Origin of the sequence: Flavobacterium pallidum (genome assembly GCF_003097535.1) — a bacterium.
In the GTDB taxonomy this organism is placed as follows: Bacteria; Bacteroidota; Bacteroidia; order Flavobacteriales; family Flavobacteriaceae; genus Flavobacterium; species Flavobacterium pallidum.
Genome location: NZ_CP029187.1, coordinates 543,216 through 562,120, shown reverse-complemented (window position 1 = coordinate 562,120; position 18,905 = coordinate 543,216). Strand labels below are relative to the sequence as shown.

The window sequence follows — 18,905 nt, the reverse complement described above, 5'->3', positions numbered from 1 at the left end:
TAAAAGCACCGATGAGGGCAATCACCTGGATTTTATTACTGGTTTCAACACTTTCTTTTGCACAGCAGACCGTGAGCGGCGTTGTAAAAGATGCTGATACGCACATGCCGCTTGCTTTTGCTTCGATTATTGACAGCAATGGGCAAAGCCAGATTGCTGATGTTGATGGGAAATTTACGATTCCTGCAAAAGCAAAAAACGAAAAAATCACTGTTTCCTACATAGGTTACCAAAAAAAAGAAGTTAAAATCGGTACTGAAAAGTTTGTTACCATTTTGCTTTTTGCAGCTGTAAAAAAGCTCGAACCGGTTGTTTTAGGTAAAAAAGAAGATCCTGCATACGACATCATCCGGCGCGTCATCGCCTCTAAAGAGAATAACAATCCACAGCAAAAGCTGAAAACCTTCCAGTTCAAAGCCTACAACAAACTGATCGTTACTGCAAATCCGGATTCCATAGACGGTAAAATTGATTCGGTTTTTATCAAAAAGAATGACGGCCCGCCACTGGCTAAACCTGATTCCTCCTCGTTTCGGTTCAAAAAAATCATCAGCTCGCAGCATTTGTTCCAGATGGAAAAAGTGTCGGATTTCCAGTTCGCCGACCGCAGGCTGAAGGAAACCGTCCGTGGCATCCGGATGTCCGGATTCGACAAGCCGGTATATGAAGTGGTGGCTTTCAACCTGCAGTCTTTTTCGGTGTATGATAGCAAGTATGAACTGTTTGAAACCAAGTACAATAGCCCGATTGCCAATGACGCTTTTTCGGATTATTACTACCATTTGCTCGATACGGTGAAGATTGGCGGAAGGGAAACCTATCTCGTTTATTTTTTTCCAAAGCGGAAATACCGTAAAACCGGGCTGCAGGGTTTGCTGTACATCGATCAGGAAAGTTACGCTGTCGCAAAAGCCGTGATGCGCCTGCGGACCGTATTGGATGTCACGGCAACGCATGAATTTGAATACATTCCGGAAGAGAAAATCTGGTTCCCGACGAATAAAGAATTTAAGATTGTCAAGGGCAAAAATGATGAGGATATCAGGATTTTAGGCGAAACATTCAAATTTGATGCAGATGGAAAACATACAAAACGCAAAAAACAATCTTCCGATTTTACATACCTTCAATCCAAATACTGGTATTTCAACCGCGAATACAATAAGCCGGTAACGATCAGCAAATCCTCGGTCATCATGCACGTTAAAGACGATGCCGTGAACCGGGATGAGGATTTTTGGAATCAATTCAGAAAAGACAGCCTGGATTCGCGCAGCCGCCAGACGTATATCGCTTTGGACAGCATTGCAAAGAAGGAAAAAGTGGAGAAGAAACTGCGCATCGGGCGCAAGCTCATCAACGGTTATGTGCCGATCGGCCCTGTAGATTTCGATTTGCGTTACCTGCTGAGCTATAATAATTATGAAGGATTCCGGCTCGGTGCCGGCGGAATCACAAATGATCGTTTTTCTGAAAAATACAGGGTGGAAGGGTATACCGCTTATGGTACCAAAGACGGGAATTTCAAATACAATATTGGTACTGCTGCAAGGATTGGGAGGTTTTCGAATTCATGGATTGGTGGGGCCTATACTGATGATGTGCGTGAGATTGCGAGTACTTCTTTTGCGATTGACAAACGCGTTTTCAAATTATACGACCCACGCCCGATCAACTTAAGTACGTTTTATGCCTACCAAACCTGGCGCGGGTATATAGAAACGAAAATCATCCCGAAGACCGAAAGCATCTGGCAACTGTCACGAAGTGTCGTCGAACCGAAATTCAGCTACATTTATCAGGCCAATGGCAAAGATTATACGAAGTTTAATATGACGACTGCAATGGTTTCGCTGCAATGGAACCCTTTCAGCGATTTCATGCAGACGCCGAACGGAAAGGTAGAAATTGAAAAACGCTACCCGAAATTTACCTTCCAGTTCACCAAGTCGCTTCCGGGGGTTTTAAGCAATGATTTTGATTTCGGGAAAATAGATTTCCGTACGGAATACCAGAAAAAATACCTGAACGGGCAAAAGACTGCCGTGTTCCTTGAAGCCGGTTATGCTTTCGGCGATGTCCCGCTGACGCATTTGTACAACACTTCGCCGAACAGCCTTACGAAAGACAAGGTGCTGCAGCGCCTTACACTGGCCGGGAAAAATAGTTTCGAGACGATGTATTTCAATGAATTTTTTTCAAGCCAGTATGTGATGCTGCAACTGAAACATGGTTTCAAGCGTGTGGAATTGTTCAAAAAAGTGCGACCTTCAATGGTATTGGTGTCAAGAATGGGCTGGGGGAATATGGAACATCCCGAGCAGCATTTCGGCATCGCATACAAAACGCTGGACAAAGGCTATTTTGAATCCGGGATCGAACTGAACCAGATCTTTAAAGGTTTCGGGCTGTCAGGGTTTTACAGGTATGGGCCAAACCAATTGCCGCGTTTTGAGGACAATATTTCAATAAAACTGAGCTTTATACTTGATTTCGGGATTTAGTGTGTTGAAACGATTTTCAATCCTACGATCGAGGCGATGAGTGTGGTGATGAAAAACATCCGCCAGAAATCAGCAGGTTCCTTAAATATTAAAATCCCGACCAATACCGTTCCCACCGCCCCAATTCCCGTCCAGACCGCATAAGCCGTCCCGATCGGCAGTGACTGCGAAGCTTTGTACAAAAGCACCATGCTGATGGAAAGGCAGACAAGGAAACCGCCAAGCCATAAGGAAGAAATGATTCCCTGGGTCTCTTTGGCTTTGCCCAGGCAAGTGGCAAAACCCACTTCGAAAAAACCGCCGATAATCAGTAAAATCCACGCCATATCAAAAGTTAAGGCTTAATAATCAGTACTGAAGGAATGTTGCTCAGCCACGTGCTTTGTGAATTCACAAGTTTTTTCCAGCTTTCCAGGCTGATGACCATGATGTCCATTTTTTCAAGGAAATCTTTTTTCATGGTGCGGTCTTCCTGCATCGACATGTAATTCGGTTTCAGGCTTTCAATCTCATCAATTCTGCCATACAGTTCCTTGTTGTCGCGAATCGCGTGGTTAGGATCCATCAGCGTGATCTTTGCATCGTTGTTCTGGATCAGCCTTTGCGCGTAATCGAAAAGGAATGCATCTTCGGTGCTGAAAATCGGCATGAAGGCATTTTGGAGTTTTTCCAGGTTTTTATCGACTAAAATCCCAACCGGCATTTTACTTTTGGCAATAATCTGGCGCGTCCTTTCATCAAAAGGCGAATTTTCAAAAAGCCCTTCTTTTCCGGTGAATTTGTCCAAAAGCCGGTCCGGATTGATGATCCTTGTCGTATAACCTAAAACTTTTCCAAGCAGCGTGCCTTCAAAAATGGAATGGCCAAGCCCGACAAGCAACAGGTCATATTCTCCTTGGTTGGCAATTTCGACAATATCGTTATCGATGTCATTGGATGCCTTGAAAAGCGTAATAATCTTTTGGTCCAGTGCTTCAGATTCATGTACTATCGGTGCAAAGCTTTTATTTTCCTGCTCTTCCAGGTTGAATGTATGCAGTTCGTTGCTCAGCGTGAGGTGCATCGCTGTAACGATAGCATCGTCCTTTTCTTTCCTTACAAAACTATTGGCAAGCCTTAACAATGCTTTCCCCCTTTCTGTATTTCCAAACGAAATCAGGATCTTGAATTTGGATTCCGATTGGATTTCTTCCGGAACGAGAGCGTCTTTGGTCTTAAAGATAAAATTGATGAGGTCCAGTGCCGGCCCGGTCATGAAAGTGGTCACCAAAGCCATAATCACAAGCATGGCAAAAATCCTGTCGTCAAGCACACCGAGGTCTTTTCCGATATTGAGCACGATAAGTTCCATCAGTCCGCGGGTATTCATCAAGGCGCCGATGGTAAGGCTGTCGCGCCAGCTCTGGCCGACAAATTTCGCTGCAATGGCACTTCCGAGGAATTTCCCTGCGACAGCTACAACAATGATAAGCCCGGTGATTTTCCACATTTCAGGGCTGTCAATCAATCCGATTTTTGTCCTTAACCCGGTGAACACAAAAAATAAAGGCAGCAATATGATGACTGATAAATCTTCGACTTTATCAATGATGATGCTTCGGAATTTAGCATTATCCGGCATAATCGCGCCCGCCATAAACGCTCCGAATAAGGCATGGATCCCAATGATTTCAGTAGTGTAGGCGGAAATAATCAATGTCAGGAAAAAAATCGCGACGACTGATTTGCTCATGCTCTGGCGCGAGTTCTTTAATTCCCCGACTCGAGCCAGGAACGGGCGCACGACATTCAGCATCAGGAAAACATAAGCAATCGCCATCCCGATGACATAAAGCGAACTTACAAACGAACCGGCTTTTACAATCGCAATCACCGTGGCCAGGATGCACCAGGCGGTAATATCATCTGCAGCAGCGCAGGTAATCACGATTGTTCCGAGTTTGGTCTTATGAATACCGCGTTCCTGCACGATACGCGCCAAAACGGGAAATGCCGTGATACTCATTGAAATCCCGATAAACAGCGCGAAAGATAAAAACTCGACACCTGGAGGTGCAAATTGCCTGTAAATGAAATAACCCAATCCCGTACCTAAAGCAAAAGGAAAAATGATACTCGCATGGCTGATGACTACGGCATCATTGGCCTTGTTTTTTAAGGCTTTCAAGTCGAGTTCCATTCCAATGACGAACATGAAGAAAATCAGTCCCAACTGGCTGAAAAGTTTCAGGTTGGGCAATGACGCTACCGGAAAAAGCAGGTTTGAAAATTCGGGGAAATACAGCCCGACGAGCGATGGGCCAAGCACAATGCCGGCGACCATTTCGCCCACAACCGATTGCTGTCCGATTTTACGGAAAAACCACCCGAAAACCCTCGCTACCAAAATGATGGAAAGGATTTGCAGCAATAATATGGCCAAAGATTCACTGAGGTTGTGTGCCATCGAATCCAGGAATTCGTCCCATTGGCCTTTACCAGTTTTCGCTACAATATTGCGACCGGATTCAAGATTTTTCCCCTGTGTAATAATGTAGTAAATCAGCGCGGAAAAGCCGGAAATGGTCAGGATATAAAAAAGCGAATTCTTGAGGTTCTTCATATATCAGTTGGTTTGGTAGGCTGCAAATATGCGAAACCAAATATATAAATTATATCGGTTTTCGGGTATTTAATATAAATTTAAAACGGGCATTTGAAACCGTGCTATTTTTTTGTTTTTTGCCGATGCTTTTTATTGGTTTTATGTACCTTTGCAACCATTTTTAAGGCTATGAAGAAGCGCATTAATCCGGGATTTTGGGAAGCCGTTGCCCGAATTATTTTAAAGAACAGGAATTTCATCCTCGGTATCATTGCCGCCATCACGATTTTTCTCGGGTGGCAATGTAAAAACCTCGCCATGACATATACGGAAGCAAATCTGCTTCCGCAGAAACACATTGTAAACCAGCAATATGCTGACTTTCTTGATAAGTTTGGGGAAGAAGGAAATTTGGTCGTAATCGGCGTAAAGGACAATGCTTTTTTCACGCCAAAAGCTTATGCCGCCTGGAATGAACTGATGGGCAGCCTGAAAAAAAGCCCTGATGTGGAATTGGTGGTTTCCTTAAACGATCTTAAAAAACTGCACAAGGACACTATCGCCCAGAAATTTGAAATGGTGCCGTTGATCGACCAAAACCGTACAAATGACCCGGCATATCTTGCAGCCATAAAGGATGAATTGTTCAACCGCTTGCCGTTTTATGAAGGATTGCTGTTCAATAAACAATCGGGAAGCATCCGTTCAGCAATTTACCTGAAGAAAAGTATCGTCAATACCGCGGAGAGGAAAACTTTCATCGTGGAAAACCTGGTTCCGAAGATTGAAAAATTTGAAAAAGCCGCCAACATCGACCTGCGCGTGTCCGGAATGCCATACATCCGGACGATTAATGCCGAGAATATGAAAGGCGAGATCGGGCTTTTTATTGGGGCTGCGTTGCTGACCGTTTCGGTGATTTTCTTCTTTTTCTTTCGGTCGTTCCGTGCGACATTCATTTCGATCGGGATTTTACTTTTTGGGGTGGTCTGGTCTTTCGGGACGCTGGGCATGTTCCATTATAAAATCACGATTTTAACGGCTATTGTACCGCCGTTAATCATCGTCATCGGGATTACGAACTGCATTTTCCTGATCAACAAATACCAGCAGGAAATCAAGATACACCACAACCAGGCGAAAGCATTGCAGCGTGTGATTTCTAAAATTGGGGTCGCAACGTTAATGACGAACATGACCACCGCAATTGGCTTTGCGACATTCATGATTACAGGAAATGATTTGCTGTTTGAATTCGGTTTGGTGACGTCAATCAACGTGATTTCAGTGTATTTACTTACGCTGATGGTTGTCCCGATAATGTACAGTTTCATGTCGGTGCCCAAGGAAAAGCATTTGTACCACTTAAGCAAAAATTATATTTCGTCGTTGCTGGACTGGGTTGAGAAAACCGTAAGGACAAAACGCACGGTGATTTACAGCATTTACGGACTGTTGCTGGTTTTCAGCGTGATCGGGGTTTCGCAGATGAAAGTGTCCGGAAGCCTGATCGGGGAAATGCCGAAGTCAGCCTCGTTTTTTAAAGACATTCTGTTCTTCGAAAAGGAATTCAACGGTGTCATGCCGCTTGAAATCATGATCCACCAGAAAAAAGGGAAAGCCATTAACCCGAAAACGCTGGAAAAAGTAGAAGAGCTGCAGCAGACGATTGCCGGAATCCCCGAGCTTTCCAAACCGGTTTCGGTGGTGAATTTTGCCAAATATCTGAACCAGACCTACTACAACGGCAATCCTGAATATTACCAATTGCCGAATAATAATGAGCAGGCTTTTGTGCTGACCTACGCCAAAAGCATGATGAAAAGCAAGGGCAAAGGCGACAACCTGATGAAAAGCTATGTCGATTCGACCGCACATTATATCAGGATTACAACGTTCATGAAAGACATTGGGACCGATAAGATGGCGCTCATCGAAAAGAAACTCCGCGCCAAAGTAGATGAAGTCTTCCCAAAAGGAAATTTTGAAGTGACCCTGACCGGCAAAGCGCTGGTATTCCAGAAAGGCACGGCATATCTGGTGGACAACCTGATCGAATCGCTGATTTTCGCGATTTTGACTATTGCATTATTGATGGCCTATTTGTTCCGTTCTGTAAAAATGGTAATGGCATCTTTGATTACGAATGTATTGCCGTTGTGCATTACCTCGGGATTGATGGGCTATTTCGGGATTCCGCTGAAGCCGTCGACGATATTGGTTTTCAGTATTGCATTCGGGATTTCTGTGGACAATGCGATACAGTTCATGGCAAAATACAGGCACGACCTGATCCAGAACGACGGGCGCGTCAAGAAATCGATCTTCAGCGCTATACGCGAAACGGGCATCAGTACTTTTTATACGTCAATCGTATTGATTTTCGGATTTGCGATTTTCACGGTGTCGAGCTTCAGCGGGACGATCGCCTTGGGCGGACTGATTTCGGTGACGTTGTTGTTTGCCATGTTTGCCAATTTGCTTGTGCTTCCGGCATTGGTGCTGACGTTCGAGAAGAAACGTGCCAAAAAGGAACTGGACTAAATTTTACGACCAGACCCTAGCCCCGATAGCAGCGGAAATCCTTTTTACAATGGAGCCTGCGGAATGTAAAAAGATTGCAGCGGATAACGGGAAAATGCTCCTCAAAAAAAATAAAAATTATATTTGCGCTTCAATTGCATTAAAACAGAAGAAAATGAAACACACCAAGATTAAGGATTTGCTTGCGGCGACGCAGCCGATGAAAGACATTAACGCGAAAGGATGGGTTCGTACCTTCAGGAATAGCCAGTTTATTGCGCTGAATGACGGTTCGACGATCCATAATATCCAGTGTGTGGTCGATTTTGAAAATACGCCGGAAACGGAATTGAAACGCATTACGACAGGTGCGGCGGTCTCTATCATCGGCGATTTGGTAGAGAGCCAGGGCGCGGGGCAGAAGTTTGAGATTCAGGCGCGTTCCTTCGAAATCCTTGGTGATTCTGATGCAGAGAAGTTTCCGATGCAGCCGAAGAAACATTCATTGGAATTCCTGCGTGAGAATGCGCATTTGCGTGTGCGTACGAATGCTTTTGGTGCGATTATGCGTGTGCGTTCGGTGTTGTCATATGCGGTGCACAAATATTTCCAGGATAAAGGATTTGTTTATGTAAACACGCCGATCATTACCGGTGCCGATGCGGAAGGCGCGGGTGAAATGTTCCAGGTGACATCGTTGCCACTGGACAATTTGCCGAAAAACGAAGAAGGAAACATCAATTACAAGGAGGATTTCTTTGGAAAACATACAAACCTGACCGTTTCCGGGCAATTGGAAGGCGAGACGTTCGCGATGGCTTTAGGCCAGATTTATACTTTCGGACCGACTTTCAGGGCGGAGAATTCTAATACTTCACGTCACCTTGCCGAATTCTGGATGATTGAGCCGGAAGTGGCGTTCAATGACCTGAACGACAACATGGATCTTGCTGAAGATTTCATTCAGTATGTGGTGAAATATGCGGTTGATCATTGTAAAGATGACTTGAAATTTCTGGAAGGCCGTTTGCTTGAGGAGGAAAAATCAAAGCCACAGGCTGAACGCAGTGAAATGGCACTTTTGGAAAAACTGGATTTCGTGTTAAGCCACAGCTTCAAGCGCGTTTCATACACCGAAGCGATTGATATCTTAAAAGATTCCACGCCAAATAAGAAAAAGAAATTCCAATACCTGATAACAGAATGGGGTGCCGATTTACAAAGCGAGCATGAGCGTTTCCTTGTGGAGAAACACTTCAAATGCCCGGTGATTTTATATGATTATCCTGCAAATATTAAGGCATTTTACATGCGTTTGAACGAAGACGGCAAGACCGTACGTGCGATGGATATCCTTTTCCCCGGAATTGGTGAAATCGTCGGCGGTTCGCAAAGGGAAGAACGTTATGATGTATTGGTCGAGAAAATGCGAAAGCTCGGTATAGATGAGGAAGAATTGTGGTGGTACCTTGATACGCGCCGTTTCGGAAGTGCCGTTCACTCAGGATTCGGTTTGGGATTTGAAAGACTGGTGCTTTTCGTGACGGGCATGACCAACATCCGTGATGTGATCCCGTTTCCGAGGACACCGCAGAATGCGGAGTTCTAATGGTAAAATCTTAAATATAAAATTCCAAATTCCGGCGAACGTTTGGAATTTGGGATTCATTTTTTTGAATTTTGAAAATGAATAAAATTCCAAATTCCATGCAGTTTAGGCTTGGGATTTGGAATTTGTTTTTTGTAATTTTGAAAGAAGAAATCAACCTATGCTCAAGCAGTTCCTAAATCTGAAACTTTCCCAAAAGTTATCACCGCAGCAAATACAGGTGATGAAACTGATCCAATTGCCAACCCAGGCTTTTGAGCAACGGCTGTTGGAGGAACTCAACGACAATCCGGCATTGGAAGCAGGAAAGGAAGAACCTGAAATTCCTGCCGATGAATATGAAACGGAAGAATACGAGGATTTCGATGACAATGAAACCGACCATGCCGATGAAGAAATCAACATCGATGAATACCTGAACGACGATACGCCTGATTACAAAACCCAGGCCAATAATTACAGCGATGACGACGAAGAGCGTGAATCGCCATTGGCCGAACCAATCAGTTTCCATCAGGATTTAATCAACCAGCTCAATACTTTTATTCTCAATGATGATGAGCGCGACATTGCGGAATTCCTCGTGGGAAGTATAGATGATACGGGTTATATCCGCAGGAGTATCCCGGATATGGTCGACGATATGGCTTTCACACAAGGCATTTACACCGATGAGAAGACGGTGGAGAAAATACTTCATATCATCCACCAGTTGGAACCGGCGGGAGTAGGGGCACGCGATCTGCAGGAATGCCTTTTGCTGCAACTGAAGCAAAAAACACCGACACAGGAAGTAGCGCTGGCCATAGACATCCTCGAGCAACAGTTTGATGCGTTCAGCCATAAGTATTATGATAAACTGATGCAGAAGTTCGGGGTGACCTCTGCGGAGCTGAAAAACGCCATCCACCTTATTGAAAAACTGAATCCGAAGCCTGGCGGTTCTTACGCAAGCCGTGTGACTGAAAATATTGTTCCTGATTTTACGATCAGGATTGTAGACGGCGAATTACAATTGACATTAAACGGGCGCAATGCCCCTTCTTTACACGTTTCCAAAGATTATCAGGAAATGATGCAAACGTATAAGGAATCACGCGATAAATCTACAGCACAGCGCGATGCGGTGCAGTTTATCAAGCATAAACTCGATTCTGCGAAATGGTTTATCGATGCAATACGCCAGCGCCAGGAAACTTTGTTGGTGACGATGAATGCGATTATGCACTACCAGAAAGATTATTTCCTTGAAGGCGACGAAGCAGCACTGAAACCAATGATTTTAAAAGACATTGCCGATATGGTCGGGTTGGATATTTCAACCATTTCACGTGTTGCAAACAGCAAATATGTCGAAACGCCATACGGTACAAAACTGATCAAGGAATTTTTCTCCGAAGGGTTGACCAACGACCAGGGAGAAGAAGTTTCCACTATAGAGATCAGGAAAATCCTGCGCGAAATTATTGATGAGGAAGATAAGGACAAGCCTTTAAATGATGACCTGCTTGCTGAAATCCTGAAAGAGAAAGGCTATCTTATAGCGCGTCGTACCATTGCAAAATACCGCGAACAACTTGATATTCCAGTAGCGAGGATGCGCCGGAAAATTTAATATGGGAAAGTTATTCAACTTGTTTTCATACATTTTTCATCCGCTGTTTATTTCAGTTTATGCGGTTTTGGGCTTTTTCCTGTTTGGCGAAAAAACCTTCCAATACAGCGAGATTTACCTCATTATCATCCAGATTGTGATCATCACGATTTTCATTCCGGTTACTTTTTACTACCTCTTGCTTTCCCTGGGTAAAGTCGATTCGATTATGCTCGCCGACAAGGCCCAGCGTAAACTGCCTTTGATGATCCATGCGGTATTGCTTTTTATTTTAATACAGAAAAGCATCACGCTGGAAAGCTGCGTGGAATTGTATTTTTTCTTTTTCGGAAGCCTGATCAGTACCTTACTGGCATTGCTGATGGTGTTTGCAGGGCATAAAGTCAGTCTGCACATGATCGGCATTACTGCGCTAACGGTATTTATGATGGCCATCAGCCTGCATTTTCAGATCAGGATGATACTTCCGGTACTGGTTTTGGTACTTTGCAATGGTTTTGTCGCCACATCAAGGCTTCGCATGAACGCGCATACGATGCAGGAACTGGTTTTAGGGAGTTTAATCGGGATCATTCCCCAGGCCGGATTGCTGTATTTCTGGTTATAGGATGTAAAACATCAAACCGAAATTCAATGTCCTCATTTCTATAGGTTTGCCATTGACCTGGGCAGATTTGAAAAGTGGCGTCAGTCCATAATATACATGGAAATTCCACGTGTTGAAACCCGTCGCGACGTAAGGCCCCACCTGGATCTGGTTGAAATCTTTATTCTTAAAAACAGTAATGGTCTCATCGCCGACAAATTTCGTCTTGTTCATCAAAAGATAACGCACTTTGAAACCTGCATAAATCCTGTAAAATTTATGGCTTTCCGGTGTCGAATTCCTCCAGCGGAATTCAATCGGAAGGTCTAGGAAGACCTGCTCCAATTTGTTTTTCGAGTAACTGACATCTTCCAGGATTTCGTAATTGTGGCCGCCACCGCTTTCGGTGACCAAAAGGTTGTTGTGGTATTTGTTATAAGAGATCCCAAGTCCTGCGGCAATCGCATAGGTCCGCCTTTTGTTGATGGGCATGTCGCGCAGGAACCCCATGCTGATGCCCGTTGAAAACCCATTCAGCGAAAAACCCGGAGGCTTGTGCTGCAATAAATTATAAGTAACCGAAAAATAAAACTGGTCTTCCCTGTAAAGCGAATCGACTTTGGTAAAAAAGGTCGTGTCCTGGACTTTTACAGGCGGTTGTTCCTGCGAAAAAGCGGTTGCTGCAACGAACAGGCATAGGATTTTTAAAAGGCGCATGCATTTTATTTTGACGCCTAAATTACTAAAAATTTATGGAATTTTTTTGGCCTTTTCCGGCTGTCCACTATATCTTTCTTCTGATAAAGGTGTGGAAAAAGGATGTGCTTCGCCAGTTCGCTTCGCTCGTGTCGTTTCCATCCGGGGCAGGAACTTCGCCCGGATCCGGATTTTTGCCATTAAATCACGAAGAGGCTACGGTTTAAGAAATATTTTTATCTTCGGAAAAATATTAAGCGTCGCATTGCATTTCAACGACATCTACAAAGAACACCACCGCAGGGTGTACAATTTCTGCCTGAATTACCTCCAAAGCCTTGAAGATGCTGAGGAAGTAACGCAGGATGTATTTGTCCGGATCCACCTCAAATTGCATACGTTCAATAACCAATCGCAACTGTCAACCTGGATTTACCGCATTTGTGTAAACTGCTGCATCGATTTCCTGAAGGCCAAAAAAAGAAAAAAGCGGTTCGGCTTCCTGACTTCGTTATTTTATGAAGACAGCAGTGAAATCCGGCATGAGGTCGGGGATTTCAATCATCCGGGCGTAGCATTGGAACAAAAAGAGGCCGTCGCTGCATTATTTGCGCATATCGATACACTGCCATTCAACCAGAAAACGGTTTTGCTTCTGAGTAAAATCGAACAGAAATCCCAAAAGGAAATAGCTGCAGTCATGGACATTTCCGAAAAGGCCGTTGAATCGCTTTTGCACAGGGCAAAAGAAAATCTGCATAAAAAAATCAATACGCGCGAATGAACACCAATATAAAAACGTCTAAACCCATAAATCCTATTGCTATGGAGGAATTGTTAAAACCTTTGGATGCTGTCCGCGAAGTGAATCCGCCTTTTTTCCTGAGGGATAAAATTAATGCAAAGATACACCGTGCTTCAGAAAATATCACGCCAGGGGCTGCAGTGTGGGCATGTGCATCACTGGTTTTGCTTTGTGTGCTCACTTTTTATTCAGCAGGAAATGTCAAATCACCTGTCAAATCAAGTGTGTCTTTCGACCTGATGCCCCATAACGATATATACGCACAGCCATGAAAAAAATAAAGATACTCACCATTTTCTGTGTCACCCTCGTCGCATTGAACCTGTTCCTGATTGCCACAGCATTGCTTGAACAAAGGGAACATCGGCATGGCAGGCCAGAGGAGAAGAAGGACATTGTGATCCACGAACTGCAACTTGATCAAGTACAGATTGCAAAATATGAAAAAATGATTCACTGGCACCGAAACCAAATCCGTGAAGCGGATGGCAGGATTATGGATTTGAAAAACAAACTTTATGCCCCATTGGATAATCCAAATCCAAACCAGATGGCGAATGATTCATTAATGGCAGAAATAGGAAAAGTCCAGGTTGAAATTGAGCATATTCATTACAAACATTTCCAGGATATTAAAAGTTTGTGCCGAAAAGAGCAGTTGCCCTATTACCATGACATGACAACGCGGATCGCAGACATTTTCTCTAATCCAAAACCGGGACGATGATAATTACAGCATAAGCCAATTTGATTTTAAACTTTCAGGTTTATAGGTTGCTTTGCCGGCTTTTGCGGGCTTTTTTGCATAAAAATACATGCGAAGCATATTTAACAAATGGTGTGTGTTTTCCGTAGCATCATGTTCTGGAAAAATCGTATTTTACCTTCAGGGAAAGGGAAGTTGTAGCCCTACGGAAAATTTGAATTTATTCAATACGGAAAAAGTATACCATTTGTTAAAGTTTTTCGCTTGCTGATTATTATTTCAGGCATCAACCGAACGCATATTTATAAAAGTACCTCAGGAACTCTTTTCCTTCTTACTGTAACGGCAGGCCCAATCGAGCAATACAATAAGATGCTGCAAAAATTCCTCGCCTTTGCCGGTTAAGGTGTATTCTACCTTTGGCGGAATCTGTGGGTAAATTTTTCGGTCGATCAACCCGAAGGATTCGAGATCCCGTACCGTAACCGTGAGCATTTTTTGCGAAATGCCGTAAATCGAATTTTTGAGCTCGTTGAATCGCATTGTTTTTTCAGCGCCCAATGCCATCATGACAAACACCGACCATTTGTCGCCTACTTTATGCAAAACATCCTTCACCGGGCATAAGGTCGTATTGCAATCACGCGGGGTATTTAAAATTTCTTTTAATTTTTTTCTGGTGTCTATTGCAGACGGGACGCTAATTGTTTCCATTTGGTAACTGTGTTTCCTGAAGGTGCCTTCTTGTGTGTGAATTTTTTTCTGCGCAAATTTGCGGTACCCAAAAGTAACTAAAAAACTTTTATATACTAGAAAAACTTTAGAAACTTTCGGAAAATACTAATAACCACATTTAATTTACATTACAAATGAAAAAAGTAATTTTGATTACCGGTACCAACAGCGGCTTCGGCTGGCTGCATACCCACACTTTGTCTGACGCAGGATTTACCGTTTATGCCACGATGCGTGATACCTCTGGAAAGAATAAAGATAAAGCGGAAGAACTCGCAAAATTAAAGAATGTACACGTCATTGAAGTGGATCTGAGTAGCGAAAACTCAGTGAATAAGGCTGTTTCACATATCCTTGCTGCCGAAGGACAACTGGATGTGCTGATCAACAATGCCGGAAATTTCATGGGCGGTATCGCTGAAACCTTTACGCAAAAAGATATCGATACGCTGTTCGATGTGCATTTCAACGCGACATGGCGTACCATCAAAGCAGTTTTGCCACAAATGCGTGAGCAGAAAAACGGCCTTATCGTGAATACCTCCAGCGTACTAGGAAGATTTTCAGCACCATTCATGACATTTTACAATGCGGCTAAATTCGCTGTGGAAGGCCTCAGTGAAGGGTTGCACTACGAAGTGCGCTCATTGGGTGTTGACGTAGCCATTGTTCAGCCAGGCGCTTTTCCAACAGAAATTTTTGGCAAGTCTACGTATGGATCTGACAGTACGATTGCTGCTGATTATGGTGATTTGTCTGCCATCCCGGAACAAATTGGAGTGGGTATAGGACAATTGTTTGAAAACCTGCAGCCCAACCCGCAGGATGTTGCCGATGCGGTATTGAACCTCATCAACAAACCACAGGGACAACGGCCGTTGCGTACCGTAGTAGACGTAGCGACAGGCCAGTTTGCCAAAGATGCCAATACCCATGTGTCTGAGGGATATAAAAACTTTGTGAGTGCTTTCGGGTTGCAGGAATTATTAAACTAAATTTTTATTGGCAATAGAAAAACGCCGTAATTGATTTTACGGCGTTTTCGTTTAATAAAATCATCAGTTAAATTTCGCCAACTGATTTTTTTTTAAGTTATTTGCACCCTCAAACTTAGAGAGGTGTCCGAGTGGTTGAAGGAGCAAGCCTGGAAAGTTTGTATGTGGGCAACTGCATCGTGGGTTCGAATCCCATCCTCTCTGCATTGAAATGCGCGTCTGTAAGGCGCGCATTTTTTATTGGTGCGGGCGTAAAGACCGAAAGGACTTTTCTAAGGCCACGACAACAAAAAATGCAAATCGCTTGCAAAGTCGCGCTTCAGTGTTTATGCTGCAGAGCTAATCCGTCTTTCATACTTTCATCTTCTGGATCCTCACCGCATTCAATATCGCCAATAACGCCACACCTACATCGGCAATCACCGCCTCCCACAATGTAGCAATGCCTCCTGCACCCAAACCCAGCACAATCAATTTTACCACCATTGCCATGATGATATTCTGCCACACTACCTGTTTGGTCAGTTTGCCGATTTTAATGGCGGTGACAATTTTTGAAGGCTGGTCGTTTTGGATCACAATATCGGCGGTTTCAATGGTGGCATCGCTGCCCAGGCCGCCCATGGCAATGCCGGCGTCGGCTAATGCCACAACGGGCGCATCGTTTACCCCATCACCGACAAATGCAATGCGTTTGCCTTCGGATTTTAACACTTCTACTTTCTCCACTTTACCTTCAGGCAACAAATCGCCATAGGCATCGTCAATCCCGAGTGTATTGGCAACTTCATTAACAACGGATTGTTTGTCGCCGGAGAGCATGACCGTTTTTATGTTTAAGGCGTGCAAATCTTTTATGGACTGCTCCGCATCTTCCTTTATCTTATCGGCAATCGTGATATAGCCTTTGTACTTTTTATCAACCGCAACAACAACAATCGTATAGACAATGCTGTTGATTTCTTTGGGATAATCAATGCTGAATTTTTGCATCAGCCTGGTGTTGCCTGCGAGGATTTCCTTTCCGTCAAATAAGCCTTTTAAGCCGTGCCCGGAAATTTCCTCCACTTCAGAAACAGCAATCCCGTTAACCAAATCTTTTCCAACATGTTGTACAATGGCCTGTGCAATAGGATGTGTCGAATGGGTTTCGATGGCTGCTGCCAATTTTACCAGATCCTGTTCTTCCATATCATTGGCCACGATTTGCTGCACCTGGAAAACACCTTGGGTAAGCGTTCCGGTTTTGTCCATTACAACGGTGTCGATTTGCGTCATCACATCAAGGAAATTGGAACCCTTGAAAAGGATCCCGTTTCTTGATGCGAGTCCGATGCCGCCGAAATATCCAAGCGGAATGGAAACCACCAATGCACAAGGGCAACTGATCACCAAAAACACCAAAGCCCTGTAAAACCAAACATTGAAAATATAAGCCTCGACCAAAAAATACGGTATAAGGCAAACTGCCAGGGCCAGCGCAAATACAATCGGCGTATACACTTTTGCGAAACGGCTGATGAACAATTGTGTTTGCGATTTCCTTGCTGTCGCATCCTGCACCATTTCTAAAATCCTGCTCAGTTTGCTATCCTGAAATCCTGAAGTTACCCTGATTTCTGCAACGGTATTCAGGTTGATCATTCCTGCGTAAACGATGTCACCTTTGGATTTACTGTCTGGTTTGCTTTCGCCCGTAAGCGCTGCGGTATTGAATGCTGCCTTTTCGGAAAGCAACTCGCCATCGAGTGCTACTTTTCCGCCGGGTTTTACCTGGATGATTTCCCCAGGTTTGACCTCTTTCGGATGGATCACAGATACATTTCCATCACGCTTCACAGCCACTTCGTCCGGGCGGATGTCGAGCAATGCCTTGACGCTGCGTTTTGCCCGATTGACGGCCGCATCCTGAAACCATTCGCCGATAGCATAAAATGCCATCACCGCAACGCCTTCGCTATAGGAGCCAATGGCAAAAGCGCCAATAGTGGCCACGCTCATCAGGAAAAATTCATTGAAGAAATCGAAACGAAGGGCTTTGCGCCAGGCGAGATAAAGGACATTATACCCCGACAGCAAATATGCTATACTGAAAATAATCAGGTTAAACGGAAATGCCGGGATGTAGTCAAAACCGAATTCCAGCGACAGCATTACGAATAAAACGGCTACCGACAATAACAGTTGCCAATGGCTTTGCCATATGGATTCACCGGTTCCGCCTTCATGATCATGGTCATCGTGGTCGTGATCTTTTAAAATAGGATCTTTACAGCATGTATCGGTATTTTCCATAGCTTAAATTTACAATTAAATTGTGGCTTAATGTTCATGTTCGCCACCACCTTCACTTTTTAATAAATGGCTTTGGATGTAATAAGCACCTTTCAGCACAATTTCGGCATCTTTTTCAAGCGGTTGTAAAGTTGCAACCTGTACATAACCCAATTGTGCCGTACCAGACTTCACTTCAATCCTTTGAAAATGGTACATTTTTCCCTGTTTAGGGTCGTCTTCCATATTTTGAAGGATAAAAATAAATTCGCGTCCATCAGCTTTAATAACGGCATCAATCGGTAAGGCATCGACTGCACTTGCGCCGATATCAATTAGTGCATTGACATACATTCCGGGGATCAGCTTCTGCTTGTCGTTTGAAATGTCGGCATGTACGGCAACGGATTTGGTTTCATTTTCAAATGCTTTGCCTACGCTGAATATTTTCCCCATGATTTCAGAATTGTCCTGGTTTGTCAAAACGAATCGTACATTTTGCCCGGGTTTTACCTTATGCAGGTCTTTTTCGTAAACCAATAAATCCACGTGCAGTTTGGAATTGTCGACAATCCCTAACAGCGGTTTTCCGGCTTCTGCATTGCTGCCGATCTTGATATTGATTTCTGTAATGAATCCTGAAATGGGAGCTAAAACAGGCGCAGTGGTCGTCGCATTCGAATTGCCGTTGATGTTCAGTAAATGCATTTGCCTTTGCAATGAATTGAAACGCGCTTTCTCGATTTCATATTCTGATTTTGTTTTCTGGAATGTTTTTTTCGAATTCACGCCTTCATCGCTCAGGGTTTTCTGGCGGTCAAACTCGAGCTTCAGGAACTCCAGGCTGCTTTTCGAAGTTTTATATTCCTGCTGGATACTTGCGAATTCCGGGCTTTCAATCGTGGCCAAAACCTGTCCTTTCCGTACAGCCTGCCCTTCGATGATATTTATGGATCGCACGATTCCCGGCATATATACTGATACTTCCGCTTCGTTTTGCGGAGGCAGTTTGGTATAGCCATTGGCAGAAATTACGGCGCTCAGGTTTTTCGAGGAAAAGGTTCCCAATTCAATTTCCGACGCATGGTATTGCGCTTCGTTGAGTTGGACTTCTTTTGAAGCGGGTGTTTCTATTTCGGCAACTGTATCCGTTTTTTCAGGTCTGGCGGACTCGTGCTCATGCCCGTCAGTTTCGGAACGCGGCCAGACGAAATAAGTGATGAGTGAAATGGCAGCAATAGCAATGACGTATATAAAATGTTTCTTTTTCATC

Annotated in this window: 15 protein-coding genes and 1 tRNA gene; 10 read left to right on the top strand and 6 right to left on the bottom strand. The window is 44.0% G+C overall.

The features are described from left to right. Positions 1-11 precede the first annotated feature (11 nt). A complete protein-coding gene (locus HYN49_RS02225) occupies positions 12-2,504 on the top strand; it encodes a DUF5686 family protein (RefSeq protein ID WP_108902597.1) in 2,493 nt (830 codons plus the stop codon). Here the strand turns inward: HYN49_RS02225 and HYN49_RS02220 are convergent. Together HYN49_RS02220 and HYN49_RS02215 are read right to left on the bottom strand one after the other, a co-directional pair. Beyond that, entirely contained in the window at positions 2,501-2,830 is a 330-nt protein-coding gene (locus HYN49_RS02220) for a DMT family transporter (protein WP_108902596.1), read from the bottom strand. The two genes, HYN49_RS02225 and HYN49_RS02220, sit on opposite strands and share 4 nt — an antisense overlap. An 8-nt stretch (positions 2,831-2,838) precedes the next feature. Further along, complete coding sequence (locus HYN49_RS02215; RefSeq protein ID WP_108902595.1) at positions 2,839-5,106, bottom strand: cation:proton antiporter domain-containing protein; 2,268 nt, start codon at positions 5,104-5,106, stop codon at positions 2,839-2,841. Positions 5,107-5,277: 171 nt separating this feature from the next. On the opposite strand from HYN49_RS02215, the gene HYN49_RS02210 reads away from it, so the two are divergent. The 4 genes from HYN49_RS02210 to HYN49_RS02195 all read left to right on the top strand — a co-directional run bounded on the left by HYN49_RS02210 (position 5,278) and on the right by HYN49_RS02195 (position 11,442). After that, positions 5,278-7,632 carry an efflux RND transporter permease subunit gene (locus HYN49_RS02210; protein WP_108902594.1) on the top strand — a complete coding sequence of 785 codons (2,355 nt, stop codon included), beginning with the start codon at positions 5,278-5,280 and terminating at the stop codon, positions 7,630-7,632. A gap of 154 nt (positions 7,633-7,786) precedes the next feature. Continuing rightward, positions 7,787-9,220 carry an asparagine--tRNA ligase gene (gene asnS, locus HYN49_RS02205; protein ID WP_108904917.1) on the top strand — a complete coding sequence of 478 codons (1,434 nt, stop codon included), beginning with the start codon at positions 7,787-7,789 and terminating at the stop codon, positions 9,218-9,220. Between the two features lie 160 nt (positions 9,221-9,380). Then, complete coding sequence (gene rpoN, locus HYN49_RS02200) at positions 9,381-10,835, top strand: RNA polymerase factor sigma-54 (RefSeq protein WP_108902593.1); 1,455 nt, start codon at positions 9,381-9,383, stop codon at positions 10,833-10,835. 1 nt (position 10,836) lies between these two features. Beyond that, entirely contained in the window at positions 10,837-11,442 is a 606-nt protein-coding gene (locus tag HYN49_RS02195) for a hypothetical protein (protein ID WP_108902592.1), read from the top strand. Here HYN49_RS02195 and HYN49_RS02190 read toward each other — a convergent pair. Beyond that, positions 11,437-12,138: a porin family protein gene (locus HYN49_RS02190; RefSeq protein WP_108902591.1), complete on the bottom strand. Its 702-nt coding sequence runs from the start codon at positions 12,136-12,138 to the stop codon at positions 11,437-11,439. The genes HYN49_RS02195 and HYN49_RS02190 overlap by 6 nt on opposite strands. A 91-nt stretch (positions 12,139-12,229) precedes the next feature. Here HYN49_RS02190 and HYN49_RS02185 point away from each other — a divergent pair, with 91 nt between their 5' ends. From HYN49_RS02185 to HYN49_RS02175, 3 genes are read left to right on the top strand one after another with little or no spacing between them, the layout of a single operon-like run. Next, positions 12,230-12,901 (top strand): RNA polymerase sigma factor, encoded by a 672-nt coding sequence (locus HYN49_RS02185; RefSeq protein WP_219928758.1) that lies wholly within the window; start codon positions 12,230-12,232, stop codon positions 12,899-12,901. Beyond that, positions 12,898-13,194, top strand: coding sequence for a hypothetical protein (locus HYN49_RS02180; protein ID WP_108902589.1), 297 nt, complete (start codon positions 12,898-12,900; stop codon positions 13,192-13,194). Before HYN49_RS02185 ends, HYN49_RS02180 begins: the two co-directional genes overlap by 4 nt. Continuing rightward, the gene (locus HYN49_RS02175; protein ID WP_108902588.1) at positions 13,191-13,649 is read left to right on the top strand and encodes a periplasmic heavy metal sensor; all 459 of its coding nucleotides are present in this window, start codon (positions 13,191-13,193) and stop codon (positions 13,647-13,649) included. Before HYN49_RS02180 ends, HYN49_RS02175 begins: the two co-directional genes overlap by 4 nt. Positions 13,650-13,943: 294 nt before the next feature. Here HYN49_RS02175 and HYN49_RS02170 read toward each other — a convergent pair whose 3' ends face one another. Beyond that, positions 13,944-14,342 carry a winged helix-turn-helix transcriptional regulator gene (locus HYN49_RS02170; protein WP_108902587.1) on the bottom strand — a complete coding sequence of 133 codons (399 nt, stop codon included), beginning with the start codon at positions 14,340-14,342 and terminating at the stop codon, positions 13,944-13,946. 155 nt (positions 14,343-14,497) lie between these two features. On the opposite strand from HYN49_RS02170, the gene HYN49_RS02165 reads away from it, so the two are divergent. Then, positions 14,498-15,358, top strand: a complete 861-nt coding sequence (locus tag HYN49_RS02165) for an SDR family oxidoreductase (protein WP_108902586.1) — start codon at positions 14,498-14,500, stop codon at positions 15,356-15,358. Between the two features lie 117 nt (positions 15,359-15,475). Then, positions 15,476-15,562, top strand: a tRNA-Ser gene (locus HYN49_RS02160). A gap of 147 nt (positions 15,563-15,709) precedes the next feature. On the opposite strand, the gene HYN49_RS02155 is transcribed toward HYN49_RS02160, so the two are convergent. After that, entirely contained in the window at positions 15,710-17,653 is a 1,944-nt protein-coding gene (locus tag HYN49_RS02155; protein WP_108902585.1) for a heavy metal translocating P-type ATPase, read from the bottom strand. Between the two features lie 27 nt (positions 17,654-17,680). Continuing rightward, entirely contained in the window at positions 17,681-18,904 is a 1,224-nt protein-coding gene (locus tag HYN49_RS02150; protein WP_108902584.1) for an efflux RND transporter periplasmic adaptor subunit, read from the bottom strand. Position 18,905 lies beyond the last annotated feature (1 nt).

Bases quoted from the DNA above. Each gene is read 5' to 3' on its own strand.
- asnS (WP_108904917.1), top strand. From the start codon at position 7,787: ATGAAACACACCAAGATTAAGGATTTGCTTGCGGCGACGCAGCCGATG.
- HYN49_RS02150 (WP_108902584.1), bottom strand. From the start codon at position 18,904: ATGAAAAAGAAACATTTTATATACGTCATTGCTATTGCTGCCATTTCA.
- HYN49_RS02170 (WP_108902587.1), bottom strand. From the start codon at position 14,342: ATGGAAACAATTAGCGTCCCGTCTGCAATAGACACCAGAAAAAAATTA.
- HYN49_RS02215 (WP_108902595.1), bottom strand. From the start codon at position 5,106: ATGAAGAACCTCAAGAATTCGCTTTTTTATATCCTGACCATTTCCGGC.
- HYN49_RS02155 (WP_108902585.1), bottom strand. From the start codon at position 17,653: ATGGAAAATACCGATACATGCTGTAAAGATCCTATTTTAAAAGATCAC.
- HYN49_RS02210 (WP_108902594.1), top strand. From the start codon at position 5,278: ATGAAGAAGCGCATTAATCCGGGATTTTGGGAAGCCGTTGCCCGAATT.
- rpoN (WP_108902593.1), top strand. From the start codon at position 9,381: ATGCTCAAGCAGTTCCTAAATCTGAAACTTTCCCAAAAGTTATCACCG.
- HYN49_RS02195 (WP_108902592.1), top strand. From the start codon at position 10,837: ATGGGAAAGTTATTCAACTTGTTTTCATACATTTTTCATCCGCTGTTT.
- HYN49_RS02220 (WP_108902596.1), bottom strand. From the start codon at position 2,830: ATGGCGTGGATTTTACTGATTATCGGCGGTTTTTTCGAAGTGGGTTTT.
- HYN49_RS02225 (WP_108902597.1), top strand. From the start codon at position 12: ATGAGGGCAATCACCTGGATTTTATTACTGGTTTCAACACTTTCTTTT.
- HYN49_RS02190 (WP_108902591.1), bottom strand. From the start codon at position 12,138: ATGCGCCTTTTAAAAATCCTATGCCTGTTCGTTGCAGCAACCGCTTTT.
- HYN49_RS02165 (WP_108902586.1), top strand. From the start codon at position 14,498: ATGAAAAAAGTAATTTTGATTACCGGTACCAACAGCGGCTTCGGCTGG.
- HYN49_RS02180 (WP_108902589.1), top strand. From the start codon at position 12,898: ATGAACACCAATATAAAAACGTCTAAACCCATAAATCCTATTGCTATG.
- HYN49_RS02175 (WP_108902588.1), top strand. From the start codon at position 13,191: ATGAAAAAAATAAAGATACTCACCATTTTCTGTGTCACCCTCGTCGCA.